The sequence below is a fragment of the Nocardia sp. PLKS1-43 genome, assembly GCF_059510335.1.
Genome location: NZ_JCAJZQ010000005.1, coordinates 388,467 through 410,656, shown reverse-complemented (window position 1 = coordinate 410,656; position 22,190 = coordinate 388,467). Strand labels below are relative to the sequence as shown.

Annotated in this window: 16 protein-coding genes and 2 tRNA genes; 12 read left to right on the top strand and 6 right to left on the bottom strand. The window is 68.2% G+C overall.

Going from position 1 to position 22,190, the window contains the following annotated elements; translation table 11 throughout:
- Positions 1–10 precede the first annotated feature (10 nt).
- Both AC5WS7_RS21240 and AC5WS7_RS21235 read right to left on the bottom strand, forming a co-directional pair.
- Positions 11–856: a DUF1542 domain-containing protein gene (locus AC5WS7_RS21240; RefSeq protein WP_495956448.1), complete on the bottom strand. Its 846-nt coding sequence runs from the start codon at positions 854–856 to the stop codon at positions 11–13.
- A 32-nt stretch (positions 857–888) separates the two neighbouring features.
- The gene (locus tag AC5WS7_RS21235; protein ID WP_495956283.1) at positions 889–1,893 is read right to left on the bottom strand and encodes a diguanylate cyclase domain-containing protein; all 1,005 of its coding nucleotides are present in this window, start codon (positions 1,891–1,893) and stop codon (positions 889–891) included.
- A 501-nt stretch (positions 1,894–2,394) separates the two neighbouring features.
- On the opposite strand from AC5WS7_RS21235, the gene AC5WS7_RS21230 reads away from it, so the two are divergent.
- The 4 genes from AC5WS7_RS21230 (at position 2,395) to AC5WS7_RS21215 (ending at position 4,814) form a co-directional block, all read left to right on the top strand.
- A tRNA-Gly gene (locus AC5WS7_RS21230) sits at positions 2,395–2,465 on the top strand.
- Positions 2,466–2,486: 21 nt separating this feature from the next.
- Positions 2,487–2,563, top strand: a tRNA-Pro gene (locus AC5WS7_RS21225).
- Positions 2,564–2,614: 51 nt separating this feature from the next.
- Entirely contained in the window at positions 2,615–2,965 is a 351-nt protein-coding gene (locus tag AC5WS7_RS21220; protein ID WP_495956282.1) for a hypothetical protein, read from the top strand.
- Positions 2,966–3,146: 181 nt separating this feature from the next.
- Entirely contained in the window at positions 3,147–4,814 is a 1,668-nt protein-coding gene (locus AC5WS7_RS21215; protein WP_495956281.1) for an alkyl sulfatase dimerization domain-containing protein, read from the top strand.
- Between the two features lie 418 nt (positions 4,815–5,232).
- Here the strand turns inward: AC5WS7_RS21215 and AC5WS7_RS21210 are convergent, their stop codons facing one another.
- Positions 5,233–6,276, bottom strand: coding sequence for a patatin-like phospholipase family protein (locus AC5WS7_RS21210; protein ID WP_495956280.1), 1,044 nt, complete (start codon positions 6,274–6,276; stop codon positions 5,233–5,235).
- A gap of 23 nt (positions 6,277–6,299) precedes the next feature.
- Here AC5WS7_RS21210 and AC5WS7_RS21205 point away from each other — a divergent pair, with 23 nt between their 5' ends.
- The 5 genes from AC5WS7_RS21205 (at position 6,300) to AC5WS7_RS21185 (ending at position 12,446) form a co-directional block, all read left to right on the top strand.
- Entirely contained in the window at positions 6,300–6,848 is a 549-nt protein-coding gene (locus tag AC5WS7_RS21205; RefSeq protein ID WP_495956279.1) for a VOC family protein, read from the top strand.
- Positions 6,845–7,318 (top strand): NUDIX hydrolase, encoded by a 474-nt coding sequence (locus AC5WS7_RS21200; protein WP_495956278.1) that lies wholly within the window; start codon positions 6,845–6,847, stop codon positions 7,316–7,318. The genes AC5WS7_RS21205 and AC5WS7_RS21200 overlap by 4 nt, the downstream gene beginning before the upstream one ends.
- A 97-nt stretch (positions 7,319–7,415) precedes the next feature.
- Complete coding sequence (locus tag AC5WS7_RS21195) at positions 7,416–8,888, top strand: sensor histidine kinase (protein WP_495956447.1); 1,473 nt, start codon at positions 7,416–7,418, stop codon at positions 8,886–8,888.
- Between the two features lie 86 nt (positions 8,889–8,974).
- Complete coding sequence (locus AC5WS7_RS21190; RefSeq protein ID WP_495956277.1) at positions 8,975–10,315, top strand: bifunctional glycosyltransferase family 2/GtrA family protein; 1,341 nt, start codon at positions 8,975–8,977, stop codon at positions 10,313–10,315.
- Positions 10,316–10,466: 151 nt separating this feature from the next.
- Positions 10,467–12,446 (top strand): ArnT family glycosyltransferase, encoded by a 1,980-nt coding sequence (locus tag AC5WS7_RS21185; protein WP_495956276.1) that lies wholly within the window; start codon positions 10,467–10,469, stop codon positions 12,444–12,446.
- Positions 12,447–12,470: 24 nt separating this feature from the next.
- Here AC5WS7_RS21185 and AC5WS7_RS21180 read toward each other — a convergent pair whose 3' ends face one another.
- The 3 genes from AC5WS7_RS21180 to AC5WS7_RS21170 form a co-directional block, all read right to left on the bottom strand.
- Entirely contained in the window at positions 12,471–15,047 is a 2,577-nt protein-coding gene (locus AC5WS7_RS21180) for a polynucleotide kinase-phosphatase (protein WP_495956275.1), read from the bottom strand.
- Positions 15,047–16,504, bottom strand: a complete 1,458-nt coding sequence (locus AC5WS7_RS21175) for a 3' terminal RNA ribose 2'-O-methyltransferase Hen1 (protein WP_495956274.1) — start codon at positions 16,502–16,504, stop codon at positions 15,047–15,049. The genes AC5WS7_RS21180 and AC5WS7_RS21175 overlap by 1 nt, the downstream gene beginning before the upstream one ends.
- 63 nt (positions 16,505–16,567) lie before the next feature.
- Complete coding sequence (locus AC5WS7_RS21170) at positions 16,568–19,036, bottom strand: phosphoketolase family protein (protein WP_495956273.1); 2,469 nt, start codon at positions 19,034–19,036, stop codon at positions 16,568–16,570.
- Positions 19,037–19,169: 133 nt separating this feature from the next.
- Between AC5WS7_RS21170 and AC5WS7_RS21165 the strand changes: the two genes are divergently transcribed.
- The 3 genes from AC5WS7_RS21165 to AC5WS7_RS21155 all read left to right on the top strand — a co-directional run bounded on the left by AC5WS7_RS21165 (position 19,170) and on the right by AC5WS7_RS21155 (position 22,175).
- Complete coding sequence (locus tag AC5WS7_RS21165) at positions 19,170–19,745, top strand: FKBP-type peptidyl-prolyl cis-trans isomerase (RefSeq protein WP_495956272.1); 576 nt, start codon at positions 19,170–19,172, stop codon at positions 19,743–19,745.
- A 228-nt stretch (positions 19,746–19,973) separates the two neighbouring features.
- On the top strand, positions 19,974–21,359 hold the full coding sequence (gene tig, locus AC5WS7_RS21160; RefSeq protein ID WP_495956271.1) for a trigger factor: 1,386 nt from the start codon (positions 19,974–19,976) through the stop codon (positions 21,357–21,359).
- A gap of 225 nt (positions 21,360–21,584) precedes the next feature.
- Positions 21,585–22,175, top strand: coding sequence for an ATP-dependent Clp protease proteolytic subunit (locus AC5WS7_RS21155; protein WP_495956270.1), 591 nt, complete (start codon positions 21,585–21,587; stop codon positions 22,173–22,175).
- Positions 22,176–22,190 lie beyond the last annotated feature (15 nt).

Here is a 22,190-nt window from a genome sequence, read left to right as displayed (position 1 = left end):
GAATGCGCGGTCAGAAACTGCCGTCGAATCCGCCGCCGCCCCAGTCGCCGCCGCCGTCGAATCCGCCGCCCCAGTCGCCGCTGTCCAAGCCGCCGCCGTTGTCGTAACCGCCCTGGTCGAATCCGCCGTTGTCGTAACCGGATTGGTCATAACCGGCCTGATAGTCCTGTCCGGCGGCGAATCCGTCGTCGTAACCGGAGCCGTAGCCGCCCTCGAACCCGGCGGCGCCGTATCCCACACCGGACATGCCGTGGAACAGCGTGTCGAACAACAACGCCGAGCCCACGCCCCAGGCCCCGGCCACGAGCGCGGTCTTCCACCACGGCTCGGAGTACCAGCCGGCCGGGACGGGACGTCCGGCGACCCGGCCGCCCGGGTAGTAGTTCGGGGTCTGCGGGGAGGGCGTGGGGGAGGCCTGCACGCGACGGCCGTCGAAATCGACCGCGCGATCCTCCGAGACCTGTCCGGCCGAGCGCTGCCCGTCGAGTTCGGGAACCGGCGGGCCCGGATCCAGGCCCATCGCGGTCCGCGCGGCCCGTACGTAGTAGAGACCCTCCAGGGCGGTCTCCTTCGCCAGGTGGGCCTGGGCGACGGTGGCCGCCTGATCGATCTGCGAACCGGCGGCGTTGAGCCGCTCACCGGCGTCGGCGAGGGCCTGTTTGGAAGCCTGATCGGTGCCCGTGAGGTTGTAGACCTGCCCGCCGAGACGTTCGATCAGCCGACGGGCGTCGGCCTTGGCATCGGCGAGCTGAGTCGCTCGATTGTCCCGGGCGGTATTGCGCCCGGCGAAGCTCACCGCCAGGAAAGCCACGAGGACGACGACCAGGATGACCACGAGTATCATCACCCCGTCCAGCGTACGCGGCTCGAACGGCCTCCCGGCTGCCCTTATCCCGCGACGGCCACGTCGTACCGCAGCCGCGCGGAGATGGACATTCCCGGCTCGGACTCCTCGTCCTCCGGCTCGGCGACCGCGAACCGCCGCTTACCCGCCGTTTTCGCCGAATACATGGCTCGGTCGGCGTTGCGCAGCAGGTCGGAGAACTCACAGGCGCGTCCGGGCGGGCAGTACGAGGTACCCACGCTCGCCGACACCGGAATCGGGCCCGAGGCGGTGGGCACCGGATCGTTCAGCGCGGCCAGCACACGCATCGCCACTTCCTCGACAGTGTTGCGGCGGGCCGAGAGCGCGAGCACGAATTCGTCGCCGCCGTACCGGCACACGACCGTGTCCTGCGGGCAGGTGACGCGCAGCCGACGCGAAATCTCCACCAGCACTTCGTCGCCGACGCTGTGTCCGTAACCGTCGTTGATCCGCTTGAAGTCGTCCACGTCGATCAGTAGCAGGCCGACGCCGCGTGAGCGGTCGGCCGCCATCAGGCGCACCCGCTCCTGCAACAGGGACCGGTTGGCCAGATCGGTGAGCGCGTCGTGAGTGGCCTCGTGCCGCAGCTGGTGGTGCAGCTCCGCGATCTCCTGGACCCGGACCGAGACCCGCTCCTCGAGGTTGGCCTCCTGTTGCGCGAGGGCCTGCTGCTGCAGCGCCTCGGCGTAGCTTTCGATGGCGTGGCTGGCCACCAGCGGCCAGCGGGTGGCCACGAGCGAGCCGGGACATCCGGGTGCGAAGCCGAGCAGCGCGCGGCTGGCGGGAGCCAGCATGCGGGTGCGATCGAACGGCGCCTCGGCCAGTCGCCGCCCGATGCCGCGGGCCGGTCGGACCGGAAACGGCTCCGAGCGCGCCAGATCGAGTAGTTCGTTGATGATCGAGGCGAAGACCCGCTCGAGATGTGTCGGCTGAATCGTCAGCCCACTGCCGGGGTAGACCGCGGAGACCCAGGACCGGGACGTCGTGGTGACCGCGGCGGCGGTCACCGGATCGATGTCGGCGAGCATGGCGCTCACCTCGTACAGACGTCACGGGGCGCGCCGGGCGCGCCGACTGTGCTCTCCGGACCCAAACCCTCCGGATCGTGCCTAGTGCTATGCGGTCCGCTCCACCGAACTCGGTGCATGCTCACCGCCCCCTTTCCAGATACCCCCGTCCGGCAAAAAGGATCCTAGCAAGCCGGCCGACTCCGAAAAATGCTGTTTTCCAACCTCTTCCGGAATTCGGCGAATGGCAACGCATAGGTCATCGTCCCGACGGACGCCGTGTTACACCCACAGCCAGCGTGTCTCTCGCGACTCGCCGAGCGGCCCTGGCCCACCTGGGCGGTCATCGCTGTGATATCCGTCTCGCTCACCGGTCGGCGCGTCCGATCCGGGCTCGTCCCCGGGCTCGATCTCGGTGCCCCGGCAGCGCGGCCGACCGGGCGATTGGCATTTCCGAAGTGAGGTTCGGTACAGTCTCAGACGCAGACGACATCGAGGCGATCCCGTCGGTGTCGTGTGCCTGCGGGCGTAGTTCAATGGTAGAACCTCAGCCTTCCAAGCTGATGGTGCGGGTTCGATTCCCGTCGCCCGCTCTGTGGTCCACACGGATCCTCCGGGATGTAGCGCAGCTTGGTAGCGCATCCGCTTTGGGAGCGGAGGGTCGCAGGTTCAAATCCTGTCATCCCGACCATATTTCGCGATCTACCAGCCACTACAGGCCCCCTCGGGCTTCTGTCGGCCCGTGACGACGTCGATCGCGATGAGGACGTTGTCGTGCTCAGGATGCTGGTATCGAGTTCGGGCCTTCTCGACCTTCGCAAGCTCGATCATCCCGACCGAGGACAGCAGCGCCATCGCGGCGTCGGCCTGTTCCGGCTCCGACAGTTGGACGTTTCGTCTCGCGTTTCGCGATCACGTCACCAGCTCGGTGAGTATCGGCGCCGGACGGCGGCTCGCAGGTGATCTCCGCGAATCCGTCACGCCGCCGGACTCTCAGGCACTCAACGGTTTTCATGAAGTCGACGTCCGGGCGACTGTAGTAGACGTCGGTCTCGTTGAGGCGCCGGCGCCGTGGTGGGCGCGGCGTCTCTGAACACGACGCCGCCCGCCTGGTCGCCTCCCTTGCACCGTCCAGTCGGCGGGTACCGCGGTCGTTCGTGCGGAGTTATCCTGACCCCTGGAGCGACTTCCACAACGACCCGCGGGCACGCAATACCGGTGTGGAAATTTCGGTCGCGATCTCCCGCGAGATTCGCATAGCGAAGGAGGGCGGGATGCTTAATCCATACGATGTCGAACGCTCCTGGCCGGACTATTTCTTGGAGCATCGTCGACTGACCGTCGAACAGCAGGGCACCTATCAGTGCGGTGACCTGCCCGTATGGACGGTGTACTGCCCGGACGGCCTCATCGGAGACAGCATCATCATCGATGCACCCGAGGGCCTGATCATCTACGACGCCGGCATCAACCGCGAAGCGGGCGAGTTCATCGCAGCAGAGATCAAGAAGATCTCGGACAAGCCGATCAAGGCAGTGTTCTACTCCCACCACCACGCGGACCACTACAACGGAGCAGCAGCAATCGTGGATCCGGCCGCAGTGGCCGCCGGTGAGGTCGACATCTACGCCTGGTCGAACTTCCTCGAGGAAATGGCCAACGAGTTCGGCGAGCTGCTGCAACGCCAAGCCATGGGTGCCGGGTACTTCGGTGGCGCTTTCCTCGGCCCGGAAGAAATGCATCACCACGGCATCGGGCTGATTCGCGGCGGAGGCACGCCGGCGTACATTCCGCCGACGAAGTTCCTATCCGAAGACACCACGCTCACCGTGGCAGGCCTGGAACTGACCGCGTTCTACACCGGCGGTGAGGCGATCAGCGAGTTCGGCCTGCATATCCCGGAGTTCGACCTGATCGCGATCGCCGACGAGTTCTTCACCGGTATCCCGAACCTGCACAGCATCCGCGGTTCCAAGCCGCGCATTCCGGACAACTACATTTCCGCGCTGAACAAGGTCCTGCAGGTGAAGCCCGAGTGGCTGGTCGGCTCTCATCTGCGACCTATTCACGGCAAGGATGTGATCGCGGACCACGTGAAAAAGTACATCGACGCGACGAAGTACCTTTGGGATCAGTCGATCCGGCTGATCAACAAGGGCTACACGCCCGTCGAGTTGCAGCATGCGTTGAAGGATCTGCCCGAGGAGACGTGGGACCCGCCGTACACGGTGCCCCTGTACGGGACACCGATTACCGCCGTCCCGGAGTTCTTCACCGGGTCGGTGAGCTGGTTCAGCGGTGACTCGACCGACCTGTTCCCGTCCCCGCCCGCACACAAGGCCGCACGCCTCACCGAGTTGATGGGGGGCCTCGACAAGGTCCTGGATGCGGCGAAAGCAGACCATGCAGCGGGCGACCACCAACTTGCGGCCGAGCTCGCTCAGATCGCGCTGCGCGCCGACCCGGACAACGAGGATGCGCGCCTGGTGAAAGCCGCGGCGCTTCGAGCACTGGGCTACCAGCAACTCAACCCGATCGCACGGTCGTGGTATCTCACCGGCGCGCTCGAACTCGAAGGGACAGTGGATCCCGCGCAGATCCTCGCCGCATTCGGGCGGCTGTTGTCGGTCGACCTGCCGGTCGCGGACACGGTCCGCCGCTGGCGGTACCAACTGGACGCAGAGAAAGCGAAAGGAGTCAACCTGGCCGTCGGAATCCGCCCGGCCGACGGCGGCAGGGAGCTCACCGTTCGCATCCGCAATCGCGTGCTCCACGTCGAGAACGGGCTCGCGTCCGATGCGGACGTCATCATCGAGGCCAACCCCGCACAGCTCACCGGCACAGAAGACCCGACCGTGATCTCAGGTGACGTGACGGCGTGGGCCCAGCTCCACAATCTCCTGGACACAGAATGGACACCCTTCCACATGCACATGCGGTGAATCACCGCGACCAGTGTTCTGTGCCTGAAGATCCGTGGCGTTGCCTCGCTGACCAGCTGGATCCTGCCAAGTGGTTGACGCAAGACACCGGTGTCGTCCCCCAAAGCCTCCCCGTCTCACTCCTGGCCGGGAATGCCCCCGAGGCGTCCAAGTGTCCATGCGGACACATGCGACAGGCATATGCGCAACGGCCCGCTCGGAACAACCCTGCCTCAGGGCATGATCCAGGTCGAGTCATGGTGCCGGCGAAGGCGAGGTTGAGTACGCCGATCATGCGCGTGGCGCGATTCGGGCCGCCGGCCCGTTGACTGGGTAATCGACGGTCTGTCGAGAGCCATCGGCCCAGTGTCCGGATTGGCGGGAGGCTGGGATATCGGCTCGAGTATCGTCCGGGATCCCGAGTGTAATTCCTTGCCGCTCAACGAGATCCGGTCACTCCGGACTCCGGGGCCGATTCCGGCGCGGTGATCTCCTGCTGATTTCGTGGTTCCGGTGGTGCTGCCGACGGTCCTCGCAAACCCGCGGCATCCAGTGCCGCGGCGGCTATTTCGCGGCCGGCGGGGATGACGTCGGCGGCGCGGTGGAAGTCCAGGGTGCGGCAGATCGAGCGGGGGATTTCGATCAGCAGGTCGGGGGGTTGGGCGGCGAGTTGGTGGCGGGTGAGGGCCGCCTGCATGACGTCCAGGGAGCGGTTGAGCAGGTCTACGCGGCCCAGTTTCGGGGCGGCGGGGGAGGTTTCGGCTACGCGGTGGTGGGGGTCGCCGATGATCTGCGGGGTGCCGCCGAAGCGGTCGATGATGGTCGAGGTCATCTGGGCGGCGCCGCGGCGGATGCGGTCCATCCATTCGTCGATCGCGCCCGGTTCCTTGGGCGCGGTCGCGTGCTGCGGGGTCTCGGCGATCGGATCGTTGCCGGTGAGGCTGACGCCGATGGTGATGTCGGCGTCCTGGATGGCCAGGGTCGGTACCACCGGGAGCGGGTCCAGGATGCCGCCGTCGGCGAGCACCCGCTCGCCGATCACCAGCGGGGAGATGACTCCGGGGATCGCGATCGAGGCGCGGATCGCGGTGTCGACCGGCCCGCGCTGGAACCACACCGATCGGCCGCTGGTCAGATCGGTGGCGACGGCGGTGTACGGGATCGGGAGTTCCTCGATGACGGTGTCGCCCAGCATTTCCCGGATGCGGCCGAGGATCTTGGCCGCGCGGATCGCGCCGGGTTCGGAGAACGAGGGATCGAGCAGGCGCACCACCTCGAACTGGTTCAGCGTGGTCGCCCAGTCCGCGTAGTCCTCCAGCTTCCCGGCAGCGAACACGCCGCCCACCAACGCGCCCATCGACGATCCGGCCACACCGGCGATCTCGAACCCGCGCGCCTGCAGCTCCCGGATGACGCCCACGTGCGCGTACCCCCGGGCGCCACCGCTGCCCAGGGCGAGGATCACTCGCTTCGGTCCGGCCATCACCTCATCGTAGGGTCACCGGTGTGACCGATTTCGACAATGCCCTCGGTGGCGAGGCGATCACACAGGTTGCCTGGGTGGTGACCGATATCGCCGCGACCGAGGAATTCCTGAGCGCCTGTTTCGGCGTGCGGGCCTGGACCCGGATGCCGGATGTGCACTTCGGTCCCGAAACCTGTTCCTACCGCGGCGAACCCGCGGATTTCACCGCGCATATCGGGCTGTCTTATCGGGGCGCAGTGCAATTGGAGCTGATTCAACCGGTGCGCGGAGTGTCCATCTATTCCGAATTCCTCGACCGGTCCGGACCGGGATTGCACCACATCTGTTCCGAGCCCGCGGATTTCGATGCGGCGGTGGCGGCCGCTCGCTCGCGCGGCATCGAGATCGTGCAGCAGGGCGATATGTTCGGCGAAATGCGGTTCGCGTATCTCGACGGTGCGGCCGCCGGTGTGCCGTTCCTCGAACTCGCCGAGATCGGCCCGAACATGCGGAAGATGTTCGACCGGATCCGGCGGGAATCTCGAGCGGCCGGTACGACCCCGAGCGCGAAATATAGACTCCGGACATGAGATTCAGCGCCGGCGTCCTGCTGTTCCGCCGTACCTCGGGAATCGAGGTGCTGCTGGGGCATATGGGCGGGCCGCTGTGGGCACGCAAGGACCTGGGTGCCTGGTCGATTCCCAAGGGAGAATACGATCCCGGATCCGAAGTCGCGCGGGTGGCCGCGCGCCGGGAATTCACCGAGGAGCTGGGACTGCCGGTGCCGGAAGGGGAGTGGATCGATCTCGGCGAGGTCCGCTACGGCAGCGGCGGCAGCAGGAAAGAGCTGACCGTATGGGCGGTCGAGGCGAATCTCGATACCGCACAGGTGAATCCGGGAATGTTCGAGATGGAATGGCCGCCGCGATCCGGCCGGACGCAACGGTTTCCGGAGGTCGATCGCGCCGAATGGTTCGACACCACCGTCGCCCGGGACAAGCTGAGCGCGGGTCAGCGCCCCTGTCTGGAACGTCTCGCCGAACATCTCGCACCCGGCTGACGCGCCTGCAGCAAACGCCCAGTCGGCTTGCAGGATTCTCCCAGCTTCGCTCGGTAGAGATAGGGCGGTGACTACCGTATTCCGGCGCACCCGCGCGATGCTCGGGCGCCGCGTATCGGCGGTCCCGCTGCGAATCGCACTGGTCGTCGCCATGGTGAGCCTGGCCGGAGCCGTTCTGGCCGTCTCCGGAATCGCGGTGACCTCCGCCCTGTCGAAGTCGTTGACCGACCGCACCGACGAGCAGCTGTTCGATGCCGCGCACAGCTGGGCCCGGCCTACGCCGATGAAGCTGATCAGCACCGCCGACGGCGAGATGACCTGGGTTCCCGCCGATGCGACCGCGCCGCCGCCGAAACTCGGCTCGGCCGACCAGCCGCACCGCTTCTTCGAACTGCGCCGCGGGCCCGAGGGAGAGCTGTATCGCATCCAGCCCGACAAGACCGCATCGATGCCGAAACTGTCCGGGCTGAAAGCGCACACGCCGGTAACGGTCCCTTCCTCAGACGGTTCGGACACCAACTGGCGAGTTCTGCTGACCACCAACAGCCATGGCTCGACCATCATCGGCCTGCCGCTCACCGACAATGTCGACACCGTGTCCAAATTGATCGGCTTCGAGATCGCCACCAGTGTGGGCGCGCTGGTCCTGCTCGGTGCCGGCGGCTATCTGGTGGTGCGGCGCAGCCTGCGCCCGCTGAGCCAGGTGGAGGAGACCGCGGCCGCGATCGCCGGGGGCGACCTGAGCCGTCGCGTGCCGGTGCGCGACGTGGACACCGAGGTCGATCACCTGGCTCGTTCACTCAATGTGATGCTCACCCAGATCCAGCACGGCGTCACCGCGACCGAGGCCTCGGAGGAGGCGGCGCGGCGTTCGGAGGCCAAGATGCGGCAGTTCGTCGCGGATGCCAGTCATGAACTGCGCACCCCGCTGACGACCATCCGGGGATTCGCCGAACTGTATCGCCAGGGCGCGAGTCAGGATCCGGCGCTGGTGCTCGAACGCATCGAGGCCGAGGCCGGGCGGATGGGCCTGCTGGTGGAGGATCTGCTGATGCTGGCCCGCATGGACGCGCAACGGCCGCTGGAATCGGTCCCGGTGGATCTGCTGGCACTGGCCGGTGACGTGGTGCACGGCGCACAGGCGATGGACGCCAACCAGGACGGCCCGAATCACCCTGTCGCACTTGATATTCGGTCCGGGCCGGGGACGCTCGAGGTGGCCGGCGACGCGGCCCGGCTGCGGCAGGTGCTGGCGAATCTGGTCGGCAACGCGATGGCGCACACGCCGCCGGGCACGCCGGTGACGGTGCGGCTGACGCCCGGCCAGGATGACGTGCGGATCGAGGTGAGCGATAAAGGGCCGGGGCTGTCGCCCGAGGCGGCCGCGCGCGTTTTCGAACGCTTCTACCGCACCGACGCCTCCCGCGCGCGGTCCAGCGGCGGGAGCGGACTGGGGCTGTCGATCGTGCAGGCCCTGGTGACCGCGCACGGCGGTACCGTGCGTGTGGACAGTGCCCCGGGCGAAGGGGCGACCTTCACCGTCGTGCTGCCGCGCACTCGCCCGCAATAGCCGCAGGCCGAGAGCGAAATCGGCTCCCAGCGATCTCGCAGCTGCGATCCAGTGCCCGCCAAGGCGGACCCGCGAATCTTGATGACATGACCGAGACTTCGACCGTTACCGCTTCGGCCCGCGCGGGCGCGGCCGTCACCGCGCCCGTCCTGGATGTGGTTGTTCCCGTGTACAACGAGGAACGTGATCTCGGCGTCTGCGTGCGCCGGTTGCACGAGTTCCTCGGCGACGGCTTCCCGTTCAGCGCGCGGATCACCATCGCCGACAACGCGTCCACCGATGCCACCCTCGATGTCGCGAACTATCTGGCGGCCGAACTGGACGGCGTGCGGGTGGTGCATCTGGACCGCAAGGGCCGCGGCCGTGCGTTGCGTGCGGTCTGGGAGGCATCGGACGCGCAGGTCGTCGCCTATATGGACGTCGACCTGTCCACCGATCTGAACGGACTGCTGCCGCTGGTCGCGCCGCTGGTGTCCGGACATTCGGACCTGGCGATCGGCACCCGTCTGGCGAAGTCCTCGCGTGTGGTGCGCGGGCCCAAGCGGGAATTCATCTCCCGCTGCTACAACCTGATCCTCAAGGCCTCGCTGCAGGCGCGGTTCTCCGACGCGCAGTGCGGGTTCAAGGCGATGCGCACCGATGTGGCGCGCAAGCTGCTGCCGCTGGTGCAGGACGGCGAATGGTTCTTCGATACCGAGCTGCTGGTGCTGGCGGAGCGTGCCGGGTTGCGGATTCACGAGGTCCCAGTGGACTGGATCGATGATCCGAACTCGAGCGTCAACATCGTGGACACCGCGCGCAAGGATCTGGAGGGTGTCTGGCGGGTCAGCAAGGGGCTGGCCAAGGGAACGTTGCCGGTGAACGAGCTGCGCGCGGCCATCGGCCGGGAGCCGCTGGTCGACGGGGTGCCGCTGGGCATGGTCGGGCAGTTGGTGCGATTCGGCATCATCGGGGTGATCTCGACGCTGGCCTACATGCTGCTGTATCTGGTGATGCAGCCGCTGACCGGACCGCAGGCCGCGAACTTCCTCGCGCTGCTGATCACCGCCGTCGGCAATACCGCGGCGAACCGGGCGTTCACCTTCGGTGTGCGCGGCTCGGCCAAGGCGGTCTCACACCAGGTGCAGGGTTTGTTGATCTTCGCGTTCACCTGGTTCCTGACCAGCGGCTCGCTGTTCGTTCTGCACCACTGGGTTCCCGGCGCGTCCGTGCACGCGCAGTTGCTGGTGCTGGTGGTCGCGAATCTGGTCGCCACCCTGATCCGGTTCGTCGCCCTGCGCTGGGTGTTCCGCAACGCCGTTCCCGCCGCCGCGATCCGCAGCGAGCGGGCCGCGAGCGAGATGGTCGCCGCCGACGCGGTCGACCCGCAGCCCGCGACCGCCGAGATGGCGCTGGCCGCCCAGGGGGAGCGGCTGTACGCCGACTGATACCGAATCGGTCACAGGCCGTGGCCGGGATCTCACGGGATCGCGGCCGCGGCCTGTGACCAGGGTGAACGCGGGCCGGAAAGGCGGCTCCCAGCTTGTTCTCAGCGGGGTCCCAGCCCCGGCCTGGGCAGATGGTCCATGATTGGTCGCCATGACCGACACCGCGATCGCGCCGAGTGTGCCGAGCAGTCCACCCGCCCGCCAGGGGCGACGCCTCCTGCGCGGGGAAAATCTGGCCGTGGCACTGCTGCTGGCCGGGACCGCGGTCGCCTACCTGTGGAATCTCGGCGTCAACGGGTGGGCCAACTCGTTCTACGCGGCCGCGGTGCAGTCCGGTGCGCATTCGTGGAAGGCGTTCTTCTTCGGTTCCTCCGACTGGGGCAATTCGATCACCGTCGACAAGACCCCGGCCTCGCTGTGGCCGATGGAGATCTCGGCGCGGCTGTTCGGCATGCATCCGTGGAGCATGATGCTGCCGCAGGCGCTGCTGGGCATCGCCTCGGTGGCGCTGCTGTGGGCGACGCTGCGGCGCACGCACGGCAGCGCCGCGGGTGTCCTCGGCGGGCTCGCGCTGGCGGCCACTCCGGTCGCGGCGCTGATGTTGCGCTTCAACAACCCCGATGCGCTGCTGGTATTCCTGATGCTCGCCGCGGTGTGGGCGATGACCCGCGCGCTCGAGCACGGACGCTGGCGGTGGCTCGTGCTGTGCGGAGTATTCGTCGGATTCGGCTTTCTGGCAAAGCAATTGCAGGTTTTGCTGGTGCTGCCCGCGCTGGCGGTGACCTATCTGATCGCCGGGCCGCCGCGGGTGCTCACCCGGCTGCTGCAACTGTGCGCGGCCGGGGTGGCGATGATCGCGGGTGCGGGCTGGTGGGTACTCGTGGCCCAGTTGTGGCCGAGTACCTCGCGGCCGTACTTCGGTGGCTCGGAACACAATTCGATCATCGAGCTGACCCTCGGCTACAACGGGCTCGGCCGGCTGGGGGTCGGGTCGTCGCCGGGTCCCTTTCCCGGGCCGCCGCCGGGCGGGCCCCGGCCGAAGGGGGGATTCTTCGGGTCCTCGCCCGGGATCACCCGGATGTTCCAGGAGACGGTCGGCGGTCAGATCGGCTGGCTGATCCCGGCCGCCATCGTGCTGCTCGTCGCGGGAATCCTGCTGCGCGGCAAGGCTTCCCGGACCGATCCGCAACGGGCCGCACTGCTGCTGTGGGGTGGTTGGATGCTGGTCACCGGTCTGGTGTTCAGCTTCATGCGGGGGATCTTCCACCAGTACTACACCGTGGCCCTGGCGCCCGCGGTCGCCGGAACCGTCGGACTCGGCGCGGTGATGGTGTGGCGTGCCCGCGACCGGACATGGGTGCGGTTCGCCGCGGCCCTGGCCGTCGCGCTGAGCGCCGCCGCCGCGATCCTGTTGCTCTCGCGCACCCCCGATTTCGTGCCGTGGTTGCGCTGGGCGGTGCTGGTCGTCGGCGTCGTGGCCACGGCGGCGCTGCTGCTTCCCCGGTCGCCCGGCCTCGCGGTGCCGGCGGCGGTGGCCGCCGTGCTGACCGCGCTGGCCGGTCCGGTCGCCTACTCGCTACAGACGATCGGGACGGCGCATTCCGGCGGCATCGTGCTGGCCGGTCCCAGGACGCGGTCCGGCGATTTCCCCTTCGGCCCGCCGCCGAACGACAATGCGAACGCGCCGGGGCAGCGGAACGGCCGCGGCACACCCCCCGGCGCGCCGAACCCGGCGGACAGCGGGCACCGGGGACCGTTCGGCGGCCCGCCCGATCCGGCGCTGATCGCGACGTTGCGCGCCGGAGGCCCGAACCACACCTGGGCCGCGGCGTCGGTGGGGTCGATGACGTCCTCGGACCTACAACTCGCGGCCGGTTATCCGGTGATGCCGGTCGGCGGTTTCGCCGGTGGTGATCCGTCGCCGACATTGCCGCAGTTCCAGGACTACGTCGCGCACGGCCGGATCCACTACTTCATCGGCCGCCCCGCGGGTGTGCGCGGTCCCGGCTCGCGCGATCGGACCTCCGCGGCGGCGCGGATAACCCAGTGGGTCGAACAGCACTACACGCCGACCACGATCGGTGACCTGCCGGTCTACGACCTCACCGCGCCGCAACGCGCTGCGCGCTGACGCGTCCGGGTCGGCGCGCGTCAGCTACAGGCGCGGGTCGACCGGTTCGGACTCCAGGGCCAGGACCGCGAAGACGGCCTCGTGGACGCGCCACAGCGGCTCGCCCGCGACGAAGCGATCGAGCGCTTCCAGGCCCAGGGCGTATTCGCGCAGGGCCATGGAGCGCTTGCGGCCGAGGCCGCGAGAGCGCAGGCGGCGCAACTGGTCGGGGCGCAGGTACTCCGGGCCGTAGATGATTCGAAGGTATTCCGGCCCACGGCATTTCACGCCGGGTTGTACGGGACGGCCGCTGCGCGTGGCGGTTCCGTGCGTCAGCGCCTCGACCGGTTTGACCACCATGCCCTCGCCGCCGCTCGCGGTGAGGGCGGTCCACCAGGCCGTCGCCTCGGCCACGGATTCCGGGTCGGACAGTCGCACGATCATCCGGCGGGTCCGGGCGAACAGCTCGCTGTCCGCGGCGGCCAACGCGTCGAGCTTGCCGAGATGCCATTCGTGGTCGCGCACAGCGTGATTCACACCCTCGGCGGCCAGGATCTGAAACGGCGCGAGCCGCAGGCCGTCCAACCCCGCCACCGGCCAGCAGTAGCGGCCGTAGGCGGTGGTGAACGCGTCGGCGTCGGCCCGGCGGGCGGCCGTGCGGTCGGCGAGTTCGCCGACGTCCTGACCGCGTGCGGCCGCGGCCGCGACGATCTGCGCGGCTGCCCCGAGCGATGCCCGTGCCGCCGCGCCGACGGCCGCGTACTGTTCGCGCAGCAGACCCATCGCCTTGGCCGACCACGGCATGAGCTCCGCGTCCAGGGCGAACCAATCCGAATCCAATTCGGCGAAGAGGCCCGAACTTTCGGCCGCGACGCGGATCCGGCTCAGCACCGCCTCGGTCAGCGCCGGATCGTCGAAGAACGGGCGGCCGGTGCGGGTGTACAGCGCACCGGTGCTGCCGTCGTCGATGCCGAACCGGTCGCGGGCAATCGTCGCCGAGCGGGTCAGCACGGCGATCGCGCGCGAGCCCATATGCTTCTCCTGGCACACCACGGCCGGGACGCCCTCGGTGCGGTAGTACTCGAACGCCTGCGCCGGATGTTCCAGGAGATTCTCGGAATCGGCTGTGGCACAGGGCGACATCGTCGGCGGCAGGTAGATCAGCCAGCGCGGGTCGACGGCGAATCGGCTCATCACCTCGAGCGCCGCGCCGGCGTTCTCCTCCTGGACGCTCACCCGCCCGAGCCTGCGGGTCTCCACCACGCGGCGGCCGAGGACGTCGTCGAGATCCAGGACACCCGGATCGCGGTGCGTCGCACCGTCCGTCGTTACGGCATCGTCGGCCAGCGGGCGCGCGGGCTCGCACCAGACCTGTTGTGCCGGAACCGATACCGGTTCGCGTTCGGGATAGCGCAGGGCGGTGAGACGTCCGCCGAAGACCACGCCGGTGTCCAGGCACAGCGTGTTGTTGACCCAGCGCAGTTCGGTGGTCGGGGTGTGCCCGTACAGCACCATCGCCCGGCCGCGATAGTCCCGCGCCCACGGATAGCGGACCGGCAGGCCGAATTCGTCGGTCTCCCCGGTTGTTTCGCCGTACATGGCGAACTGGCGCACCCGGCCCGAGGCGCGGCCGTGATATTCCTGCTTCAGGCCGGCGTGCGCGACCACGAGATTGCCGCCGTCCAGGACGTAGTGTCCGATCAGTCCGCGGCAGAATTCGTGTGCGGCCCTGCGGAAGTCGTCGTCCTCGCGCTCCAGCTGGGTCAGCGATTCGGCCAATCCGTGCGCGACGGTGACCTTCCGGCCGTCCAGGGCGCGAACCAGCTTGAATTCGTGGTTCCCGGTGACGCACAGTGCGTGTCCGGCCTCGACCATGCCCATGACCAGCCGCAGCACACCGGGAGTGTCGGGGCCGCGATCGACCAGATCGCCGACGAACACCGCCGTGCGCCCGTCGGGGTGCTGCGCGTCCACCGGACGTCCGGCCTCGTCGCGTCGCATGGTGTAGCCCAGGTCGCCCAGCAGCGTCTCCAATTCGGCCCGGCAGCCGTGCACGTCGCCGATCACGTCGAACGGTCCGGTCAGCTCGCGCCGGTCGTTCCAGAGCTTCTCGTCGACGACGTTCGCCGCGTCGATCTCCTCGACGCCGCGCAGCACGTACACCCGGCGGAAACCCTCCCGTTCCAGCCCGCGCAGGCTGCGGCGCAGATCGCGCTGCTGCCGGGTCACCACGTGCGCGCCGACGTGGGCGCGTTCGGCGCGGCGCGAGTTGCGCTCCAGGCACACCCGGTCGGGCACGTCCAGCACGATCGCGACCGGGAGCACGTCGTGTTCGCGGGCCAGGCGGATCAGCTCCTGACGCCCGTGCGGCTGCACGTTGGTGGCATCGACCACGGTCCGCAGCCCGCGGCGCAACCGAATGCCGGCGATGTGATGCAGAAGCGAGAAGGCCTCGCCGGTCGCCGACTGATCGTTCTCGTCGTCGCTGACGATGCCGCGGCAGGCATCGGAGGAGACGATGGCGGTACGCGGAAAATGCTTGTGCGCGAAGGTGGATTTACCCGAGCCGGTGCAGCCGACCAACGCGACCAGGGACAATTCCGGGACGGACAGTTCGACCATCACGCCGCTCCCTTCCCGGCAGCCCGCGCGGGCTTGCCGAAGATCGCCAGCTGCGTCGGCGAGCCATAGGCCGCATCCAGCGGGCCGACCGGCTCGAAACGTACGTCGTACCCGTACGTTCCGGCCACACGACGCGCCCACGACTCGAATTCGGCACGGCTCCACTCGAATCGGTGGTCCGGATGCCGGAACGATCCGGCGGGCAACGTCTCGAACAGCGTGTTGTACTCACCGTTCGGCGTCGTCACGATCACCGATCCCGGTGCGGCGGAACCGAATACCGCCTGCTCGAGCGCGCCCAGCCGGGGCGGATCGACATGTTCGACGACCTCCATCAGTACCGCCGCGTCGAATCCGCGCAGCGCGGCGTCACGATAGGTCAGCGCCCCCTGCCGCAATGTGATCCGCTCGGCCACCGGGCGCGGCGCGCGGTCCAGCCGCAACCGTCGCTGCGCGATCCGCAACGCCCGCATCGACACGTCCACTCCGACGATCTCGGTGAACGTCCTGTCCGCCAGCAGTTCCCGCAGCAGCGCCCCCTCACCGCAGCCGAGATCCAGCACCCGCTGGGCGCCCACGGCGTGCAGTGCGCGCAGCACGGCGGCACGCCGGGTAATCGCCAACGAGGGCCGCGCGGGTTCTCCGGCGGCGGTCCCGTCCTCCGAATCGATCTCGTCGACCGCATCGAGGGACTCCGGGGCGGCGTCGTCGAGCTCGGCCAGGCGAGCCAGGGCGGTGCGGACCAGGGCGTGCTTGCGGGCCAGGTAGCGGCGAGTGATCCAGGTGCGTTCGGGGTGGCCGGGGAGCCAGCCCGAACCCGCGCGCAGCAGTTTGTCGATCTCGTCCGCTGCGAGCCAGTAGTGCTTGCTGCCGTCCAGGACCGGCAGCAGCACGTACAGATGCGAGAGCGCCTCGGCCAGACGCAGCGTGCCGGTCAATTCCAGTTGTACGTAATGGGATTCGCCCCACTCGGGAAACGCCGGGTCCAGGACGATCGGGGTGGCGCGGACCCGCCAGCCCAGCGGTGCGAACATCCGCTCGGCCGTGTCCGGGCCGCCCTTGCACGGCACCGCGGGCAGTTCGATGCGCAGCGGCAGCGCAGCGGACGCGAGTTCGGGCCGCTGGTCGCAGCGGCCGTGCAGGGCGCTGGAGAACACCGTCGAGATCGCCACCGACAGCAGTGAGGACGCCGCGTACGGGCGGTCGTTGACGTACTGCCCGAGGCTGAATTCCGCCGCGTCACGGCTCTTTCCGCGAACCAGCCGGACCGGATCGATCTCCAGCAGCAGCGCGGCGGTGCAGCGCTGCTCGGTCGCCTCGGGGTACAACACGTGCGCCGACCCGTAGGACTGCCCGAACACCTGCGCTCGCGCGGGGTTCTTGTGCAGCAGAAAGCCCAAATCGGTGGCGGCCCAATCGACGCCTTCGGCTCGGGTGCAGGTGATGGTCAGCAACACCCTGCGATCTTCGCGCCCGGCCGACCGGCGCGGCAACCGAATTCCGGACACCGCGGCCGCGGCTCACTCCGTGCGATACGGCCACTTCCACTCGGCGACCGCCGGAATGTCCACCCCGTGCTCGCGGGTCCAGGCGCGGGCCGCCAGCCGGGCGTCCACCATCTCCTGCCGCAGCCCGGCCGCGCGCTCGCGCAGGCCGGGCACCCGGTCCACGACATCCATGACCAGGTGGTACCGGTCCAGGTCGTTCAGCATGACCATATCGAAAGGCGTTGTCGTGGTGCCCTTTTCCTTGTATCCCCGGACGTGCAGGCCGCTGTGGTTGGTCCGGCGGTAGGTCAGGCGGTGAATCAGCCACGGGTAACCGTGGAAGGCGAAAATCACCGGGCGATCGGCGGTGAACAGGGTGTCGAACTCGCTGTCGGACAGGCCGTGCGGATGCTCCTCCCGGGGCACCAGGCGCATCAGATCGACCACGTTGACCACGCGGATGCGTAACTGCGGCAGTCGTTCTCGAAGAATCGACGCGGCGGCCAGGGTCTCCAGCGTCGGCACGTCACCGGCGCAGGCCAGGACCACGTCGGGGCCGGTGCCGATCTCGTCGTTGTGCCCCGCCCACTCCCAGATGCCGATGCCGCGGGTGCAGTGCGCGAAGGCGTCGGATACCGAAAGCCAGTCCGCCTGAGGCTGTTTGCCCGCGACGACGACGTTCACGTAGTGACGCGAACGCAAACAGTGATCGTAGGTGGACAGCAGGGTGTTGGCGTCCGGCGGCAGATACACCCGCACGATCGAGGGACTCTTGTTCAGCACGACGTCGAGGAATCCCGGGTCCTGGTGGGTGAAACCGTTGTGGTCCTGTCGCCACACGTGCGAGGACAGCAGATAGTTCAGGCTCGCGATAGGGCGTCGCCACGGCACCGCGGCGCTGGCATCGAGCCATTTGGCGTGCTGGTTGAACATCGCATCGACGATGTGGATGAACGCCTCGTAGCAGGTGAACACCCCGTGCCTGCCGGTGAGCAGATACCCCTCCAGCAACCCCTGGCACATGTGCTCGGACAACACCTCCACGACTCTGCCGGTGCGATCGAGTTTCACGTCGTTCTCGCCGATCTCGGCCTGCCAGCCGCGACCGGTCACCTCGAGAATGTCCTGTAATCGATTGCTGGCCAGCTCATCCGGGGCGAAGGTGAGGAAGTTGTCCGGATTGGCCGCGGTGACATCGCGCAGCCAGCCACCCAGGACCCGGGTGGCCTCGTGACTGGTCGCGCCCGGTGCGGGCACCTCGACGCCGTAGTTCCGCCAATCCGGCAGCCGCAGATCGCGAACGAGCGTGCCGCCGTTGCTCACCGGATTGGCGCTCATCCGCCGATCCCCCGGCGGCGCGAGCGCCTGCACCTGCGGCATCGGCGCGCCCGTCTCGTCGAACAGCTCCTCCGGGCGGTAGGACCGCAGCCACTGCTCGAGGACCGCGCGATGCCCGGGATCGGTACGCGCGGCGGGCAGCGGCACCTGGTGGGCGCGGAAGGTGCCCTCGACCCGATCGCCGTCGACCACGGGTGGACAGGTCCAGCCCTTGGGCGTGCGCAGCACGATCATCGGCCAGGCCGGGCGATCGTCGACGCCGTCTCGGCGGGCGGCGCGCTGGATCTCGGCGATGCGATCCAGGCAGCGGTCCACGGCCGCGGCCGTGGCCTGATGGACCTCGCCCGGATCGCTGCCTGCCACGATGATCGGCTCGTAGCCGTATCCGCGCAGCAGTGAGGTCAGTTCGGCCTCCGGAATTCGTGCCAGCACAGTGGGATTGGCGATCTTGTACTCGTTCAGCGCCAGGATCGGCAGCACCGCCCCGTCGCGGCCCGCGTTGAGGAATTTGTTCGCATGCCAGCTGCCCGCCAGCGGACCGGTCTCCGCCTCACCGTCGCCGATCACGCAGAACACCGTCAGATCCGGATTGTCCAGTGCAGCGCCGAATGCGTGCAACAGCGAATAGCCCAGCTCGCCGCCCTCGTGGAACGAGCCGGGCGTCTCGGGCGCGCAGTGACTGGGCACACCGCCGGGATAGGAGAACTGGGCGAACAACTCGCGCATCCCCTCGGCGTCGCGGCCGATGTGGCTGTACAGCTCCGAATACGTGCCCTCGAGCCAGCCGCAGGCGTTCGGGCCCGGCCCGCCGTGGCCCGGCCCGGCCACGAACACCGCGTCCAGGTCACGGGCCAGGATCGCCCGATTGGCATGTGCCCAAATCAGATTCAACCCGGGAACGGTGCCGAAATGCCCGAGCAGGCGCGGCTTGATGTGCGCGGGTTCCAGCGGTGTACGCAGTAGCGGGTTGGCCATCAGATAGATCTGCCCGACCGCCAGATAGTTGGCCGCGCGCCACCACATGTCCAGGCCCTCGAGTTCCTCGCGGCCGAGCGGTCCGGGAGCATCGGACAGGCGATAAGGCCGCGGCGCGAGTGTTTCGCCCCCGCCGCTGTCGATGTTGTCGGCCGAGGTGTCGCCACCCTGGGAAGCCAGTTCGGTCATGCGCGAAGTGCCCCTCTCGAACGCAGTTGTGCTGGGCTCGGACAGAGTGCGAGATACCCGCTTCGGGCCGGAATATCGGCTGCCACGCTACCGGGCTCGGCGTGCGGCGGCATGGTGGATTAGGGTGCGGCGCATGCACACACTGGCCAGAATCCTCGGCGCGACGGCGGTCACGGCGGCCGCGGTCGCGCTCACCGCGTGCAGTAGCGGCAGCACCTCGTCGTCCTCGGCGAGCTCGACCACCGCCGCGACCTCGACGGCCGCGTCGGCGCAGGCCGCCCCAACGGCGAGCCACGGGCACGAATGCACCGCCGACGACGTCAAGACCACCGGCGGATTCGGCCAGGCGCCGACGATCACCATCCCCGACGACTGCGATCCGCCCACCCATCTGGTGACCAAGGATCTGATCCCCGGCACCGGACCGGCAGCCAAGACCGGCGATCAGGTCAGCATGAACTACACACTGGTCACCTGGTCGGACAAGAAGAAGCTGGACAGCTCCTTCGATCGGCACGAGCCCTTCCCGCTGCAACTGGGCGCGGGCCAGGTCATCCCCGGCTGGGATCAGGGCTTGGTCGGAATCCAGCAGGGCGGTCGCCGGCTGCTGATCATCCCGCCCAACCTCGGCTACGGCGAGGGCGGCAACGGCATCAAACCCAACGAAACCCTGGTCTTCGTCACCGACGCGGTGAAAGTGGGGAGTTGATTCGCGGAGTACACGGGTAACTCCCCGGGGACGTCCGAGCGGTGACGAGTCACTCTGCCGCCGGTCCGAAGCGGCGGTCTCTCCGCGCCGAACGGCCCGCTGAAGCCGCGGGGAGGCGCAGGAGCCCGCTTAGGCGCGGGGAGGCGGGCCCGCTAGGCTATTCGGGATGCGTCCGGGGGGACGAAGAGAAGACCTTCATCCAGTGAACAACGAACAAGGAGCATGTCCGTGAAGAGCACCGTCGAGCAGCTGAGCCCGACCCGGGTCCGCATCAATGTCGAGGTGCCCTTCGAGGAGCTGAAGCCGGACTTCGATCGGGCCTACAAGGCGTTGGCCGGTCAGGTTCGTATTCCGGGCTTCCGCCCGGGTAAGGCCCCGGCCAAACTGCTCGAGGCCCGGCTGGGACGCGGCGCGGTCCTGGAACAGGTCGTCAACGACGCGCTCCCGGCCCGCTACAGCGAGGCCGTGACCACCAGCGATGTCAAGGTCATCGGCCGTCCGGAGATCGAGATCACCAAGATCGAGGACGGCCAGGAGCTGGCCTTCACCGCCGAGGTGGACGTTCGCCCGGAGATCAACCTGCCCGATTTCTCCAGCATCGCGGTCACGGTCGACCCGATCTCGATCGAGGACGCCGACATCGAGGAGCAGCTGCAGTCGCTGCGCCAGCGGTTCGGCACCCTGACCACCGCCGAGCGCGCGGTGCGGGACGGCGACTTCGTCTCCATCGATCTGTCCGCGACGGTCGACGGCCAGGAGGTTCCGGAGGCGTCCACCACCGGCCTGTCCCATGAGGTCGGCTCAGGCCAGCTGATCGAGGGCCTGGACGAGACCTTGATAGGTATGAACGCCGAGGAGTCCAAGGAGTTCACCTCCACCCTGGTCGCCGGTGAGCACGCGGGCAAGGAGGCGGTCATCACCGTCAAGGTGAACTCGGTCAAGGAGCGTGAGCTGCCCGAGGCCGATGACGAATTCGCCCAGCTGGCCAGCGAATTCGACACCATCGACGAGCTGAAGGACGATCTGCGCACCCGCGTCGAGCGGGTGAAGAAGGTCGAGCAGGCGGGCGTCATCCGTGACAAGGTGCTCGAGTCGCTGCTCGAGCAGACCGAGGTGCCGCTGCCCGAGGGCGCGGTGCAGGCCGAGATCGACGCGGTCCTGCACGACGCCGTGCACGGCTTCGACCACGACGAGGCCAAGTTCGCCGAGGCGCTCGAGGCGCAGGGCTCCTCCCGCGAGGAGTTCGACAAGGACACCAAGGAGTCCGCGGAGAAGTCGGTCAAGACCCAGCTGCTGCTGGACGCGGTCGCCGACGCCGAGGACACCCAGGTCGGCCAGGACGAGCTGACCGAGCGGATCCTGTTCCAGTCGCAGCGGTACGGCCTGTCGCCGGAGCAGTTCATCCAGCAGATCCAGCAGGCCGGTCAGCTCGGCGCGATCTTCGCCGACGTGCGCCGCGGCAAGGCGCTGGCCGGTGTGGTCGGCCAGGCGACGGTCACCGACACCGCGGGCAACACCGTGGACACCGACGAAATGTTCGGCGGCGCTGCCGATTCCGAGGACGAGGGACAGGACGAGCAGGCCGCGGAGACGACTACCGCGACCGCCGAGTGATAGAAGGAATGCGCGGCGAAGTTGCGCTGTGAGCGAAGCCAGGGCGGTACCGGGAGTTCGGTGCCGCCCTGCTTCGTTAGGGTTTGTGTCAGCGAATCAGATATGCGGTCGAGCGGAGGGGCGGTTCGGGTGACGCCGGACGACGTGCCCACGGGAGATCGCACGTTGGATAGAGACTGCGTGCTTGCAAGCAGCGAGCCGGTGAGAGAGGGCAGGTATCCGTTAATGACATCCCCAACTTCTGGGCTCAACCTGAGTGATTCGGTCTACGAGCGCCTGCTGCGGGAACGAATCATCTTCCTGGGCACCGACGTCAACGACGACATCGCCAACAAGTTGTGCGCCCAGATGCTGCTGCTGTCGGCCGAGGATCCGACGCGCGACATCTCGCTCTACATCAACTCGCCCGGCGGATCGGTCTCGGCCGGTATGGCCATCTACGACACCATGCAGTTCGTGGAGTGCGACGTCATGACCATCGGTATGGGCCTGGCGGCCTCGATGGGCCAGTTCCTGCTGACCGCCGGTGCGAAGGGCAAGCGTCTGGCCCTGCCGCACGCGCGGATCATGATGCACCAGCCGTCGGCGGGCATCGGCGGCACCGCTGCGGATATCGCCATCCAGGCCGATCTGTACGCGAAGAACAAAGAGGAGATGAACCGCCTGCAGGCCGAACACACCGGCAAGACGGTCGAGCAGATCGAGGCCGACGCCGACCGCGACCGCTGGTTCACCGCCGCGGAGGCCCTGGACTACGGATTCATCGACCGCGTGATCAGCCGCGAGGCCCAGGCCGGTAACGGCCGCAGCGAATAAGCACACCCCACAAGG

Excerpts from the sequence above, each read along its gene's own strand:
- AC5WS7_RS21235 (WP_495956283.1), bottom strand. The coding sequence starts at position 1,893 with ATGCTCGCCGACATCGATCCGGTGACCGCCGCCGCGGTCACCACGACG.
- AC5WS7_RS21215 (WP_495956281.1), top strand. The coding sequence starts at position 3,147 with ATGCTTAATCCATACGATGTCGAACGCTCCTGGCCGGACTATTTCTTG.
- AC5WS7_RS21210 (WP_495956280.1), bottom strand. The coding sequence starts at position 6,276 with ATGGCCGGACCGAAGCGAGTGATCCTCGCCCTGGGCAGCGGTGGCGCC.
- AC5WS7_RS21200 (WP_495956278.1), top strand. The coding sequence starts at position 6,845 with ATGAGATTCAGCGCCGGCGTCCTGCTGTTCCGCCGTACCTCGGGAATC.
- AC5WS7_RS21195 (WP_495956447.1), top strand. The coding sequence starts at position 7,416 with ATGCTCGGGCGCCGCGTATCGGCGGTCCCGCTGCGAATCGCACTGGTC.
- AC5WS7_RS21190 (WP_495956277.1), top strand. The coding sequence starts at position 8,975 with ATGACCGAGACTTCGACCGTTACCGCTTCGGCCCGCGCGGGCGCGGCC.
- AC5WS7_RS21185 (WP_495956276.1), top strand. The coding sequence starts at position 10,467 with ATGACCGACACCGCGATCGCGCCGAGTGTGCCGAGCAGTCCACCCGCC.
- AC5WS7_RS21180 (WP_495956275.1), bottom strand. The coding sequence starts at position 15,047 with ATGGTCGAACTGTCCGTCCCGGAATTGTCCCTGGTCGCGTTGGTCGGC.
- AC5WS7_RS21170 (WP_495956273.1), bottom strand. The coding sequence starts at position 19,036 with ATGACCGAACTGGCTTCCCAGGGTGGCGACACCTCGGCCGACAACATC.
- AC5WS7_RS21165 (WP_495956272.1), top strand. The coding sequence starts at position 19,170 with ATGCACACACTGGCCAGAATCCTCGGCGCGACGGCGGTCACGGCGGCC.
- AC5WS7_RS21155 (WP_495956270.1), top strand. The coding sequence starts at position 21,585 with ATGACATCCCCAACTTCTGGGCTCAACCTGAGTGATTCGGTCTACGAG.